Here is a 13,595-nt window from a genome sequence, read left to right on the forward strand (position 1 = left end):
TCTATCACCTTTTATAGTAAACAAAAAGATAATGCAGTAAAAACAGGAACAGCAGCAGTTAAGCTATCAATACGATCTAAAATACCGCCATGCCCAGGAATTAAATGACCGCTATCTTTAATACCAGCTTCACGCTTAAACATACTTTCAGTTAAATCGCCTAATACTGAAACAAAAATTGCTAACAAAGAGCTAATAAAAAATACGCTAAATGCCATATCAAACAAATTAAAAAAGTAAGCAATTAGACTAATAATGACTGCCAAACTAACACCACCAATAAAGCCCTCTATAGTCTTACCTGGTGATACTTTTGCTGCTAATTTTCGCTTACCAAATGTTCGCCCTGCAAAATAAGCACCAGTATCTGTAGCCCATACTAGCACAAAGACATAAAGCAGCCAAATTGCGCCTATGTAAGAATTAGAATTATAGTTAATGGAGCGTAATTCAATCATACTAATAAAAAACGGCACTAGTGTAAAAAAAGCAAATAACAATTTTATAACAATTGAATTACGCCAATATTTAGTTGTATCGGGATAGCTAAGTACTAAACACAAAGCAATTATCCACCATATAATCGATAAAAATAAAATAACGCCAAATAACCTTATTTTTAATTCACAGGAGTTGGGAATCAAATAAAGTATACTTAGCAAAACTACGATTGAAACCGCAAAAATCAACCTTGAATACTTGTTAGTAATATGAAGAAACTGAGCCCATTCCCACGCTGCTAGTCCACAAACCAGAATAATAATTAAAGAAAATACTGATAATGGGACAAAAAAAACAACCGCTATAACAAGCGGAATAAGCACAATTGCGGCCAATATACGATGGATTAACATGAGTGTTCCTTATTATGAATGCCACCAAAACGTCGTTCTCTGGCATTAAATACATTGATTGCTTCATCAAATAAAGTCTGATTAAAATCAGGCCATAAGGTATCGGTAAAGTAAAGCTCAGAATAAGCAATTTGCCATAGTAAAAAATTACTAATCCGATATTCGCCACCTGTACGAATAACTAAATCAACTTCGGGAAATTTTCCCATACACATTATTGAAGCAAAACGATCTTCTGTCACTTGTTCTAAAGTGATTTCCCCCTTTTTTATTTGCATAGCCATTTTTTTTGCAGATTGTAAGATATCCCAACGTCCACCATAATTGGCAGCAATATTCAGAACAAGGCCTGAATTGTTTTTGGTTAGATCTTCTGCGCGAACAATCATTTCTTGCAAATGTTCACTAAACCGAGAAATATCACCAATAATATTCAAGCGAACATTATTTTTATGTAAGTTTTTGATTTCTCGATTTAATGCATAAATAAAAAGGGAAATCAGAGCTGAAACTTCATTAGGCGGACGCTTCCAGTTTTCACTACTAAATGCGTATAAAGTAAGGACTTTCACCTTCAATCTTGCCGCATAAGCAACAATTTTCCGTACAGTTTTTAAACCTGCTCGATGACCAATGGCACGCAATTGGTTACGTTGTTGTGCCCAGCGTCCATTTCCATCCATAATTATAGCCACATGACTTGGAATACATCTTTCTTGAGTCATGCCATATCTCGTATTGTATCAATCATTTTATCAATTTATTATTTTGACCAATTAACGTGTACCATAAACGACAATCGTTTTGCCATGTGCAGAAATCAAATGTTGATCTTCAAGCATTTTTAAAATTCGGCCAACTGTTTCTCGTGAACAACCAACTATTTGCCCTATTTCTTGCCGTGTAATTTTAATTTGCATACCATCAGGATGAGTCATTGCATCAGGTTGTTTTGCAAGATTTAAAAGTGTTTGTGCAATGCGTCCAGCTACATCCAAAAATGCTAAATTGCTGACCTTTTCAGAAGTTACTTGTAATCGACTTGCCATTTGGCTCGCAAGACGCATTAAAATATCAGGATTAACTTGGACAAGTTGTTTAAATTTTTTGTATGAAATTTCGGCCACTTCACAACTTGTTTTAGCTTTAACCCAAGCACTTCGCTCGGTGCCTTCTTCAAAAAGGCCTAATTCACCTAAAAACTGATTTTGATTCAAGTAAGACAAAATCATTTCGTTACCTTCATCATCTTTAATCAAAACAGCGACAGAACCTTTTAAAATATAATAGAGAGTTTCTGCTTTTTCACCTTGGTGTATAAGGGTGCTCTTAGCTGGGTATTTATGAATATGGCAGTGAGATAAAAACCATTCTAACGTTGTATCCGATTGCGGTTTACCAATCATTATTGCTACCTCTCTATTTAATTTACATCCAAGACACTATAACAAAGTTACACAATAAATCATATATTAACATACAATCATTATTTAATTAGTTTAATATCAATTGTTTCATGTAATTGTGACCAAAATATGACTGCAGAACCATTTGCTAACTGAAGTTTAACATCGTTAACTTTTTCTTGTAATGATGTTTCGTGTAAACCGTAATCAGTACCTTCACGCAATACAAAATATTCTATAAGGTTATTTAACGTTTCAGGGTCAAGATCTTGCCAAGGAATATTCATTGTAAATTACATCGAGTTAAATTTAGTGCCATTTTAAATCATTAAGTTAATAATAAGAAGTGAGAATTTAATTATTATAGTTTTACTGAGTTTATCGGTTTTATATCAAGACTAAAATAGACAAGATACAAACTGTATTTTACCTAATACCTTCAATATTAAATTAAAACCACAAGCTAATAAAAAACCACTCCGAAGAGTGGCTTTTATAATGTAAGAATCTAGCTTACAATTAGTTTGTTTTAACTTGAAGTTTGTAACCTTGAATACCTGCTTTATGGGTGCTAAAGCTATAAACACTGTTATGCTTAGTACCAGAGGTATCAGAACCTAAGAAGATAGTATCATTTGTGCCTAATCTATTTCCATTACCGGTAAGAGCAGTTGTGTCAGCTGTTATATTATTACCTATAAAACCATCTGTAGCTGGGACGTCATTACTATTACCTGTTACATGCCATTCAAACCTAAAGCCACGAGTATACTCAGATTCAGTAGCTTGATAAATACCATCAGTATTTGCATCATCCCATACTATAGCTGCATATCTTTCGCCATATTTAGGTACTAAAGTAGAACCTAAATTAGTATAGCTTTCGCGATTTAAAAGGTTACCTGTGCTATCAACTAGGAAAATACCTAACATACCACTTGAAGGCATAACAGGGCCAGGATTTGTACCATTACCGTTATTACTAGAGTTACCTTCACCAGGCCCTCCAGGAAGGGTACCATTAGAATCTGGAGCTCCAGGGTTACTTGGATTAATATCATCATGATTAGGTATGCCTGCCCCAAAGATATCGCTTGTCCATGCCCACTGACCTTTTGTAGGAAGACCAAATTCAGTTTCTGCTCTAAGCTTGAAACCAATGCTGCTTTTACCAACGAAATCATTGGTAAATTCAAATACAAGTTCACCTAATTCCGGGTCGGCAGGATCATAAGTTGATACTACCGTAGGTGTTGGAATGACAGTCCAAGTATTATTTGAATCTTTTCCAGAAACTTCGAGTGACGCTTTTACTTTTCCTGCAGTACTATTATCAGTATCACCATCTAAATCGGCTAATCGATATTTGATATGAACTTTATCACCTACTCTAACTACGTCACCTGCAACATATGCTGAGCCATCCGCATGGATTATATCGACAGTCAATTTGTTAGCTACATCTGCACGGGATTTCAATACTGGTGCATTACCGTTGATAAGATTAGCAGTTTCTTTCTGTAACGCAGCAAACGCACTACTTGCTGCATAGCCAGCTAAAAACAAGCCTAGTGCAACTTTTTTAATTGTAAGATTTTTCATATTTAACTTCCTATTTTTTCTATAAACTAATGTATTATAGTTATACAAACACACCATTAAGTTGGTGTCCCTTCTACTAGATTACCGACAATTATCGGTAATCTAAACTTTTACTTATCTTAAAACTGTTACTTGCAATTTGAACCCTTGGTCCCCAGCACATGCAAGAGGAGAAGATGTTACTTGCCTTAAATCTAGATTATTTGGTGCACCTTGTGCCGCTGGAATACTAGTACCTGATGTTGCATAACTGCTGTTTCTACCTTTTATCGTATAATGGACATCAGTTCCCATTGCAACGTTAAACCAAGGTCCATTTGGATTACTAGCAGCATTTGGTAATATTGTTGGGGCAACACCAAGACAAGCATCTGCATTTGAACCAACCAATGACCAAATCACATATGGATTAACGATTGGAGTACCATCAGCTGCAAAGGCTTTAACAAGATATTCCTGACCAACACGCCATTCGTTTGGACCTGCAGGGTCAAACTGAAGTAAAGAGCCTGAACTTCTAGCAACTAGTACTCCAGAAGTATTCCAAACTTCAAGACGAGCAGCACTACCACCGATAAAATCAACAGTAGCACTATTAAATGACTTACCCAAACCATACTGTTCTAGAGAAATTGAAAAATTAACTGCTCCAGTAATATTTGAAGCAACATCCAATGCATAACTATCGCCAATTACTTGTAAACCAGCAGCAGTAGAAGCGCGAGATGATACATTATGGTCTTTCGCTATTTTTTCAAACGATTTCACAATAACACAAGCAATTTGCCCTGGACATTGATTGATATTGCCAGAAGTACCGTCAATTAAAGCAATTTTTCTACCATTACTCGTTGCCGTCCACAACTTTGAAAATTCGCTAAATGTTTCAGGAACACTGTTCATTACATTTTCATCACTAAATCCATCTACATCTTGAGATGTGTTGATTGCGCCATTGTACACTTTAGGTTTAACAAGAGTTGCTAATACTGTCAAACTAGTTAAGCCATCAGCGGTTTCAGACGTCATTACCGTTTTGTTCCCAAAAGTATCAACTGCCCATACACCAATTTTACGCATCACTGGATCTGGTAATACCTCAAAACTAACAGTATTGGATGTTGCAGATTTACCGCGACTATCTGAGACAGATAGAGATAAGGAATATTTTCCACTTGTACTAACAGGTAGTCGCTGCCCATTTGCATTAACATAACTAGGGGCAACAATTTTCCAGTTATTTGTATCAATTGGTGGATTAAGCCATGAAGAAGCAGTACATGCCCCCACTGTCGCACATAAAAAACCACCACCAGCATCAATGTCAAGCATATTACCTGCCCATGCTAAACTTGTTAAGTTTTTAGCATTATGAACGCTAACATTTAATGGATAAGTTTGGCCCTCAATTAACTGAGTTTGTTCAAGCCCCAAATCGACAGACATTTTCTTTTCTTTGTATTCAAGAACAATGTAATTATTACGATCGACTAAATCATAGCGGCTCCCCTTCAAAGAACGGGCAGATTGAACCATATCTGGATCTAATTGATCTTTTAATGGAGTACCAATACGATAGTTCATCGTTAACTCAGCTTTAGTTGCCTTTTTGTTATCTTGCCCTCGTTTATGATCTGCTTTGATAGTAAAAAGAGGAACTGGTGTATAATCGAGCCCAACCGTAACAGCTCTTGGATCTTTTTGTAAATTATCTTTACCAAATAATGCGACTTTATCACCATAGTATTGCTCATACATAAGTGATCCGCCCAAATGTGGATATTGTGGTAAATAACCTTGGAATCGAACGTCAAAACCTCTTGCAGCTCGTTCTAAGTAATCATCGAAGTCTTTAGAATCCTTCCAATCAGATAAAGGATGATAATAGTTGGCAGCAAACTTCATATAATCAGTCCATGCCTCAGCACCGACACCTAAACGATTGTGCGAGCGCTGAAAATCATGATCAAAAAATACGTTATAACCAAGTAACCATTTTTTATTATCTACATCCCAACGTTGACCAATACCAAAGTTACCTATTCGACGGTTATGTTCATATTCTTGAAACGACACTTGACTAAATATTAATGTATCTTCGGTATCGTACCATGGGCTAAATAACTTCAAGTTGACATTATTAAATGTACCTTTGTCACTCAAATCAAACTGCAATTGAGCTGTACCAAAACGCCCTAGAAAGTCTTGAACGGCGCTACGAGCAGGATCTACAACTTGATTTTTAACTCCATTACGCACATAACTGTCTGCGTAATCTTTACCTCTATTCTTTAAATGCCCAGATAAACCACCGTTATCCGACGAAGTTATTTGTTTCCAATCTTGATTAGCTAAGGTTTGTAATGTTGAAGCCACTTGGGTCGAAAGTGCGTCTTTATCTTTTTTTACATTATAATTTTCATCCGAGCCTAGCTGAGGCAAATTGGCATGTTTGTCATTTTTATCATTTTTTTGTTTAACTGCAGGTAATAAAGGCGAGTTTTCAGGTAAGACTAAACGCTCTCCGACTTCAACTATATCTTTTTTATCAAAGCGCCCTGCATTCATTGCCCGTAACTCCGAAACCGAAATACTACTTAAAAGAGCTATTTGATAAAGGCTACGTTGTTGATTATTTATCATCTCACGAGCTTTTGAACCATCTTTTAATTTAATTACCTTACTGCTATCTACAGAATCTTGCGACATTTGAGAATCAACTGCAAAAGCTGACTGCCATCCTAATGTAGCAATGACAAATGCAGAGATAATTGTCAAATTAAGATTTTTCCTCATCTTAACATTCCTTATTTTCCTACGAAAACCAACATAACACAAAACTTATAGCTAAGACTAACTTGTCTTCATTAAACATTTATGTGTTCATTTATTTTTATATTTCACGCGCTTTACATTTCTTTACATTACAGCTTCTGTAATTGTATTACAGAAAAGTCATTTATCCAAATTATTTTTTTCTTTTTTTGACTTTTTTCATAAATTGCATTTTATATTAATAAAATACAATAAATTAATCAATTAAAATTACGGTTATTATTAAGAAATTAGGGAAAATAACAGATAAAAGTTTAAATAAAAATTACAATAAATAAATAAATAACAACTAAATTTGTAATTTTTAGCTTTTAGATAAAATTTTTTCATAATGATTATCTTTATTTATTGACCTTCATTATAAATATCTAAGTTTTCAGATTCTTTAGAAACTGGATATTTTTTATTTTCACCTCTTTTTTGTTCTAATAATAATAGGTAGTTTTCATCAACTCCCTCGGTAATATATTTTCCATCAAAAACAGAGCACTCTAAATGGCGAATATTCGGGTTTTGTTCTGTGATTGAATCAATTAAATCAGATAAATCTTGAAAAATAAGTTTATCCGCACCAATATTTTTCGCTATTTCATCAACCGTCCGGCTATAAGCAATAAGTTCACTGGCAACAGGCATATCAATACCGTAAACATTTGGATGTCTAATTTCTGGTGCAGCAGAAGCTAAGTAGACTTTTTTAGCACCAACTGAGCGTACCATCTCAAGAATTTCTTTTGAAGTGGTACCTCGTACAATAGAATCATCAACTAATAGTACATTTTTTCCTTCGAATTCAATACGATTAGCATTAAGTTTTCTTCTTACCGATAATTTACGGGCTGTTTGCCCTGGCATGATAAATGTACGACCAACATAGCGATTTTTAACAAACCCTTGTCGGTAAGGTTTGTTTAAAATACGAGCAATTTCAAGAGCTGCATCACATGATGTTTCAGGAATAGGAATGACAACATCAATATCAATATCCTTCCACTCTCTTGCTATTTTTTCCCCTAGCTTTTGCCCCATTAAAATGCGTGATTGATAAACCGATACACCATTCATCAATGAATCTGGTCTTGCAAAATAAACATATTCAAAAATACATGGATAATATTGAGGATTATCAGAACATTGTAGAGAATATAATTGCCCATCTTGTGTAATATAAATTGCTTCGCCCGGCAGGACATCACGCATAAATTCAAAATCAAGAATATCCAATGCAACACTTTCGGATGCAACCATATATTCAATTTTTTGATTCTCAAGTATCCGTTTTCCAATGACTAAAGGTCGAATCCCATAAGGATCACGAAAAGCGACAAGACCATGGCCAATAATCATTGCAACACAAGCATAGGCGCCTTTAATTATGTTATGTACATTATGTATTGCGGTAAAAATGTTATCTGCGGTAAGTGGATAAGTTGGGAATTTGTCGAGCTCACTAGCGAAAATATTGAGTAAAACTTCAGAATCAGAATTCGTATTAATATGCCTTCGTGCTAGTTCAAATACTTTATCACGTAACTTCTCTGTGTTTGTTAAATTACCATTATGAGCAAGCGTAATACCATAAGGCGAATTGACATAAAAGGGTTGAGCTTCGGATGGACTAGAGCTACCGGCGGTAGGATAACGAACATGCCCTATGCCCAAATTACCTTGCAATCGCTGCATATGATGTTCTTGAAACACATCTTTAACTAAACCATTCGCTTTGCGTAAACGAAAGCGATTTTGATTATCAATAGTAACAATACCGGCTGCATCTTGCCCTCTATGTTGTAATACTGTCAATGCATCATAAATAGATTGATTAACAGTAGTACACCCTACAATACCAACAACACCACACATACTATGATTACCTCAAATTTATTGCACTAAAAACGAAGATGACTGTTGTATAAAATCAAAAAACCAGCGGATAATAAAATGAAAATGAGGGATGAGTTGTGATTGGGTCCAATACACCGATTGTGATAACGGCGTAAACGTATCAACCAAAAAGAGAACAGCAGCTACAACTAAAATTCCTCGTAGCACACCAAAACAAATACCCAATACACGATCAGTGCCAGATAACCCCGTTTTTTGAACTAATTGACCAATAATATACGACACAATTGAACAGACCAACAATGTAGCGATAAATAAAATAACAATTGCAACTGCAATACGGATAACATCGCTATCAAAATAAGTTAAATAATCGGTAATATAGATATAAAATCGACTAGAAATAAAAAAAGCTAAAACCCAGCTAATAAGTGATAATGCTTCTCGTACAAATCCCCGCACTATGCTAATTAATGCAGAAAAAGCAATCACACCAATAATTGTAAAATCAACCCAATTCATCATCATAATAGCTCACAACTTTATATTATTAATATTTTATTTTAATTATTGTTTACAACACAAAAAAACAAAGCAACGATTAATTAGAAACGATAATACCTTTTAATTTTGTTAGGTTATTTAAGTTAATAATCACCTGCTCTGCTTGTTCTTTTTTAGCATAAGGACCAACCTGTAATTTAATTAACTGATTAGGTTCAGGTTTTTGAGGAACTGTTCTAACGCTATAATTATTTAACCTTAATAATGCAACTAACTCTTCTATTTTTTGCCGATTTTTTAACGCTGTAAGTTGAATCATATAAGGCTTAGACTCTTGCTGTGTCTGTTGAGACATAGAATGATTAGTTTGTATTGTGGAGATATCAGCATCATCAATACTATCTGATGAATTATCTGAACTTGGATTTTGCTCAGAATCAGGTATGTAAGGGATATCTGGAATATTATTGGTAAAACTATCATCAATACTACTAGGTGATGTTGCAGTCTTTTGATGATTAATAACTTCTGATTGCAAAATAGGCATTGCTGATGTTCGTAAGTTGGGCTTATCCGTTATTATCCATGGAGCAAATATTGCGATAATAAGTAATAATGTAGCGAAACCAATAAGCCGATTTCTTACTCTATTTTGATTTTTGGGATTAATTTGCTGATTGTTCATCATGATTAATTTCACTTAATGCTCAATTTCAGCTAAAACATCAGATACTGTATGAAAAGAACCACATACGACAATAATATCGTCTTTTTTTGCATCATATATTGCCTTTTGATAAGCCTTAGAAACTGTATCAAATGTTGATACATTAAGCTCACCTTTATTCAATAAGTGTTGTTTTAATACCTCGGCTTCACAACCTCGTTCACCATAAAGTGAAGCACAATACCATTTATCGCCTTTTAAGATAGATAAAGTACTTTTAATATCTTTATCTTTAAGCATACCAACAACAAATCTAACTTTGCCCACATTCAAATATTCTGCTTTTAGTTTTTCTAATTGTTGTGTTAAATAAACTGCTGCATGTGGGTTATGTGCTACATCAAGGATCACAAGTGGCAATCGTTGAATAATTTGAAAACGCCCTGTCAAATTGGAATTTTCCAATCCTTTAGTTATTTGGTCTTGTGTTACTTCAAGTGATGAAAAACTTAAGGCGGCAATTGCTGTTGCGGCATTAGCTAAAGGAACATTAGCAATAGGTAGATTTTTATACTGTTTTATTGGCGATTCAAACGTCCATAAATTTTTGTTAATTGGTTGATAACACCAATCACAACCCATTACATAGATAGGACAGTTGACCGATTTAGCCACATTTAAAATAGATGTTGGCATTTCCGGTTCACCCACAATAGCGATACTTTTAGGTTTAAAGATGCCTGCTTTTTCACGTCCTATACTTTCACGGGTGTCACCTAAATAATCAACATGATCGATACCAATTGTTGTAACTATTGCCACATCAGCATCAACTATATTCGTTGCATCGAGCCGTCCACCAAGTCCCACTTCTAATATAACAACATCTAATTTTGCTTTTTTAAATTGATAAAGCGCAGCAAGCGTTGCATATTCAAAATAAGTAAGTGATATATCACCTCTAGCTTTTTCTATTTCGACAAAGGCTTTTACGGTTTCTTGCTCACTTGACTCTTGGTTATTAATACGCACACGCTCAGTAAAACGTAATAAATGAGGAGAACTATAAACACCAACCTGCAAAGGTTTCTCAAGCAGTATCATTTCAAGTGTTCGGCAAGTGGTTCCTTTGCCATTGGTACCTGCAACGGTAAAAACATAAGGCGCTGGTTGTAATAAATCAAGACGCTGAGCAACCGTCTTTACTCGTTCTAAACCTAAATCAATAGTAGTAGGATGTAATTGCTCTAAATAACAAAGCCATGTGTTTAAATTCGACATGGCATTTGGTTGTGTTTTTTGCATTCTCAATTAAACTGTCTCGTTAAGGATAACATCGTTAAACGGATCGGTTAGTTTCATTAATTTTGCTATTAAACTGGCAACTTTAGGTCGCATATCTTTGCGATGAATGATCATATCAATTGCGCCTTTTTCAAGTAAAAACTCACTACGCTGAAACCCTTCAGGTAATGTTTCACGCACTGTTTGCTGAATCACTCGAGGGCCTGCAAAACCAATTAATGCTTTAGGTTCAGCAATATTAATATCACCTAGCATTGCCAAACTTGCCGATACGCCCCCCATGGTAGGGTCGGTCATTACTGAAATATAAGGCAAACCTTCATCTTGCATTTTAGCAAGAATAGCGCTGGTTTTTGCCATTTGCATTAACGAAAATAGAGCTTCTTGCATTCGCGCACCGCCACTTGTTGAAAAACAAATTAATGGACACTTATCTGCAATGGCTTGTTCTGCTGCGCGCGTAAATAATGCACCAACAACAGAAGACATTGACCCACCAATGAACGCAAACTCAAAACAAGCAACAACGACAGGGATACCAAACAATGAGCCTTTCATCACAACCATTGCTTCTTTTTCATGTGTCTCTTTTTGTGCAGCTGTTAAACGATCTTTATATTTTTTAGTATCTTTAAATTTTAAGATATCTTTAGGCAGAAGATCTGAGCCAATCTCTACATCTGAACCTTCGTCTAGAAAACGGTACAAACGCACACGGGCAGGAATATGCATGTGATGGTCACATTTTGGACAGACTTGTAAGTTAAGATCAAGTTCAACTTGATAAATGACTTGTTCACAGTTGCTACATTTTGTCCAAACACCACCGGGAATATTCGCCTTTTTGTGATCTGACGATATATTATTTTTACTAAGAATTTTTTCAATCCAGCTCATTATGATTCTCGCACTCTGGCACTCTTTATAAATTTGGGGCTATTGTACAATACTTTATTCTAATTCTTAATAGTTGTTTTTATTTTTATCTTATTTTGTAAATAAATTTTGTGGGAAAACACGGCATAAAAATAAAATAGTTAATACTAAAAATATCATTTACGTTTTAAAATATAATTAATATGACCTTAAAAAATTATTGGTATATAATTGATGAAAGTTTATTTTCCATTTTTTGAAATAAGGGGTTATAGATGGACAAGGAAAAATCAACTACACCATCGTTTCAAGACGTACTAGAATACATTCGTTTATCGCGTCGCTTAAATAAATTAAAACGCGAAATTTCGGATAACGAAAAAAAAATTCGTGACAACCAAAAACGAGTGCTATTACTTGAAAATTTAAGTGAATATATTAAGCCAGATATGACTTACGAAGAGCTTCAAGCGATTATTGCTAATATGAAAAGCGATTATGATGATCGTGTTGATGATTATATTATTAAAAATGCTGAAATTTCTAAAGAGCGTCGCGAAATTAGCAAAAAAATGCGTAGTTATCGCTCTAATTAAAAGGCTATTTTTATAAATAGCGTCTTTTTTATTATGGACGCTATTTTAGTGATAAATCATCCCCCTGCTAATTTAACTTTAAATCCTTTATCTTCCAGCAATGACTTTAATAAATCGCGTTTATCACCTTGAATTTCAATAATGCCATCTTTAATTGAACCACCGCAACCACAACGTTTTTTTAATTCTGCAGCCAACTGTATTAATTGAGCATCATCGATATCAAACCCTGTAATAACACAAACACCTTTCCCTTTACGGCCTGATGTTTGTCGTTGAATTCGAATAATACCATCCCCCTTAGGGCGAGAGATGATAGCTTCAGCAGGTTTAATTCGACCTTTATCAGTTGAATATACAAGTGGATTACTAGACATAATGTGGCTCACTCTTACTTGTATCCAGTGTTGCTAAAATTGTTTGTAGCGCTTTGGCTGGATCTTCTGCTTGAGTAATTGGGCGTCCAATAACTAAATAATCAGAACCAGCCGCTTGAGCTCTCTGAGGTGTCATAATTCGGCGTTGGTCATCCGGATTGGTTCCTGCTGGTCTAATACCTGGTGTCACCAATTTAAAATCTCCCCCCAAGCGTGTTCTGAAACTTTGAACTTCTTTTGCCGAACACACTACACCATCAAGCCCACAGTTTTTAGCTAGCATCGCTAATCTAGTCGCTTGTTCTAAAGGCGATACGTTGATACCGATTTCTTTAAGATCAGGTGATTCCATACTGGTTAATACTGTCACAGCAATCAAAATTGGCGCATCTTTACCATATGAATAAAGCGCATCTTTAGCGGCTGTCATCATACGAGAACCACCGCTAGCATGCACATTGGTCATCCAAACACCAAGATCAGCAGTGGCTACAATTGCTTTTGCAACAGTATTTGGAATATCATGAAATTTAAGATCTAAAAAAACATCAAAACCTTTTTTCATAATCTGCTTGATAAAATCAGGCCCAGCATATGTAAAAAGCTCTTTACCGATTTTAAGACGGCAATCTTTAGGATCTACTTGATCAATAAAATTCCATGCTGATTTAACATCCGCAAAATCAACTGCAACGATAATTGGTGATAACATAACTCATTTATTCCTT

The 13,595-nt window shown here is 35.0% G+C and carries 14 protein-coding genes; 1 reads left to right on the plus strand and 13 read right to left on the minus strand.

Annotation, left to right across the window (positions count from 1 at the left end; translation table 11 throughout):
• Positions 1 to 11: 11 nt before the first annotated feature.
• The 11 genes from ACYIAJ_RS04040 to accD form a co-directional block, all read right to left on the minus strand.
• Positions 12 to 854 carry a phosphatidate cytidylyltransferase gene (locus tag ACYIAJ_RS04040; RefSeq protein WP_483558599.1) on the minus strand — a complete coding sequence of 281 codons (843 nt, stop codon included), beginning with the start codon at positions 852 to 854 and terminating at the stop codon, positions 12 to 14.
• Entirely contained in the window at positions 848 to 1,579 is a 732-nt protein-coding gene (locus tag ACYIAJ_RS04045; RefSeq protein WP_160402100.1) for an isoprenyl transferase, read from the minus strand. The genes ACYIAJ_RS04040 and ACYIAJ_RS04045 overlap by 7 nt, the downstream gene beginning before the upstream one ends.
• Before the next feature lie 51 nt (positions 1,580 to 1,630).
• Entirely contained in the window at positions 1,631 to 2,263 is a 633-nt protein-coding gene (gene crp / locus ACYIAJ_RS04050; RefSeq protein ID WP_065560787.1) for a cAMP-activated global transcriptional regulator CRP, read from the minus strand.
• 77 nt (positions 2,264 to 2,340) lie between these two features.
• Positions 2,341 to 2,547, minus strand: a complete 207-nt coding sequence (locus ACYIAJ_RS04055; protein ID WP_091348626.1) for a YheU family protein — start codon at positions 2,545 to 2,547, stop codon at positions 2,341 to 2,343.
• Between the two features lie 232 nt (positions 2,548 to 2,779).
• On the minus strand, positions 2,780 to 3,862 hold the full coding sequence (locus tag ACYIAJ_RS04060) for a hypothetical protein (RefSeq protein WP_483564365.1): 1,083 nt from the start codon (positions 3,860 to 3,862) through the stop codon (positions 2,780 to 2,782).
• 114 nt (positions 3,863 to 3,976) lie between these two features.
• On the minus strand, positions 3,977 to 6,658 hold the full coding sequence (locus ACYIAJ_RS04065; protein WP_483564366.1) for an inverse autotransporter beta domain-containing protein: 2,682 nt from the start codon (positions 6,656 to 6,658) through the stop codon (positions 3,977 to 3,979).
• Positions 6,659 to 7,042: 384 nt separating this feature from the next.
• Entirely contained in the window at positions 7,043 to 8,560 is a 1,518-nt protein-coding gene (purF, locus tag ACYIAJ_RS04070; RefSeq protein ID WP_483564367.1) for an amidophosphoribosyltransferase, read from the minus strand.
• An 18-nt stretch (positions 8,561 to 8,578) separates the two neighbouring features.
• On the minus strand, positions 8,579 to 9,064 hold the full coding sequence (locus ACYIAJ_RS04075) for a CvpA family protein (RefSeq protein WP_483558726.1): 486 nt from the start codon (positions 9,062 to 9,064) through the stop codon (positions 8,579 to 8,581).
• A 79-nt stretch (positions 9,065 to 9,143) separates the two neighbouring features.
• Positions 9,144 to 9,746: an SPOR domain-containing protein gene (locus ACYIAJ_RS04080; RefSeq protein ID WP_483558606.1), complete on the minus strand. Its 603-nt coding sequence runs from the start codon at positions 9,744 to 9,746 to the stop codon at positions 9,144 to 9,146.
• A complete protein-coding gene (folC, locus tag ACYIAJ_RS04085) occupies positions 9,747 to 11,018 on the minus strand; it encodes a bifunctional tetrahydrofolate synthase/dihydrofolate synthase (RefSeq protein WP_483564368.1) in 1,272 nt (423 codons plus the stop codon).
• A gap of 6 nt (positions 11,019 to 11,024) precedes the next feature.
• Positions 11,025 to 11,915 (minus strand): acetyl-CoA carboxylase, carboxyltransferase subunit beta, encoded by an 891-nt coding sequence (accD, locus tag ACYIAJ_RS04090; RefSeq protein ID WP_483558609.1) that lies wholly within the window; start codon positions 11,913 to 11,915, stop codon positions 11,025 to 11,027.
• 254 nt (positions 11,916 to 12,169) lie between these two features.
• Between accD and tmaR the strand changes: the two genes are divergently transcribed.
• Positions 12,170 to 12,490, plus strand: a complete 321-nt coding sequence (gene tmaR, locus ACYIAJ_RS04095; RefSeq protein ID WP_483558621.1) for a PTS system regulator TmaR — start codon at positions 12,170 to 12,172, stop codon at positions 12,488 to 12,490.
• Between the two features lie 56 nt (positions 12,491 to 12,546).
• Here tmaR and yciH read toward each other — a convergent pair whose 3' ends face one another.
• Both yciH and pyrF read right to left on the minus strand, forming a co-directional pair.
• Positions 12,547 to 12,867 carry a stress response translation initiation inhibitor YciH gene (gene yciH, locus ACYIAJ_RS04100; RefSeq protein ID WP_483564369.1) on the minus strand — a complete coding sequence of 107 codons (321 nt, stop codon included), beginning with the start codon at positions 12,865 to 12,867 and terminating at the stop codon, positions 12,547 to 12,549.
• Positions 12,860 to 13,579 (minus strand): orotidine-5'-phosphate decarboxylase, encoded by a 720-nt coding sequence (gene pyrF, locus ACYIAJ_RS04105; RefSeq protein WP_483564370.1) that lies wholly within the window; start codon positions 13,577 to 13,579, stop codon positions 12,860 to 12,862. Before pyrF ends, yciH begins: the two co-directional genes overlap by 8 nt.
• Positions 13,580 to 13,595 lie beyond the last annotated feature (16 nt).

The organism is Gilliamella sp. X-46, assembly GCF_057063525.1.

Excerpts from the sequence above, each read along its gene's own strand:
- purF (WP_483564367.1), bottom strand. The coding sequence starts at position 8,560 with ATGTGTGGTGTTGTTGGTATTGTAGGGTGTACTACTGTTAATCAATCT.
- yciH (WP_483564369.1), bottom strand. The coding sequence starts at position 12,867 with ATGTCTAGTAATCCACTTGTATATTCAACTGATAAAGGTCGAATTAAA.
- tmaR (WP_483558621.1), top strand. The coding sequence starts at position 12,170 with ATGGACAAGGAAAAATCAACTACACCATCGTTTCAAGACGTACTAGAA.
- ACYIAJ_RS04065 (WP_483564366.1), bottom strand. The coding sequence starts at position 6,658 with ATGAGGAAAAATCTTAATTTGACAATTATCTCTGCATTTGTCATTGCT.
- ACYIAJ_RS04055 (WP_091348626.1), bottom strand. The coding sequence starts at position 2,547 with ATGAATATTCCTTGGCAAGATCTTGACCCTGAAACGTTAAATAACCTT.
- ACYIAJ_RS04040 (WP_483558599.1), bottom strand. The coding sequence starts at position 854 with ATGTTAATCCATCGTATATTGGCCGCAATTGTGCTTATTCCGCTTGTT.
- folC (WP_483564368.1), bottom strand. The coding sequence starts at position 11,018 with ATGCAAAAAACACAACCAAATGCCATGTCGAATTTAAACACATGGCTT.
- accD (WP_483558609.1), bottom strand. The coding sequence starts at position 11,915 with ATGAGCTGGATTGAAAAAATTCTTAGTAAAAATAATATATCGTCAGAT.
- ACYIAJ_RS04045 (WP_160402100.1), bottom strand. The coding sequence starts at position 1,579 with ATGACTCAAGAAAGATGTATTCCAAGTCATGTGGCTATAATTATGGAT.
- ACYIAJ_RS04060 (WP_483564365.1), bottom strand. The coding sequence starts at position 3,862 with ATGAAAAATCTTACAATTAAAAAAGTTGCACTAGGCTTGTTTTTAGCT.
- pyrF (WP_483564370.1), bottom strand. The coding sequence starts at position 13,579 with ATGTTATCACCAATTATCGTTGCAGTTGATTTTGCGGATGTTAAATCA.
- ACYIAJ_RS04075 (WP_483558726.1), bottom strand. The coding sequence starts at position 9,064 with ATGAATTGGGTTGATTTTACAATTATTGGTGTGATTGCTTTTTCTGCA.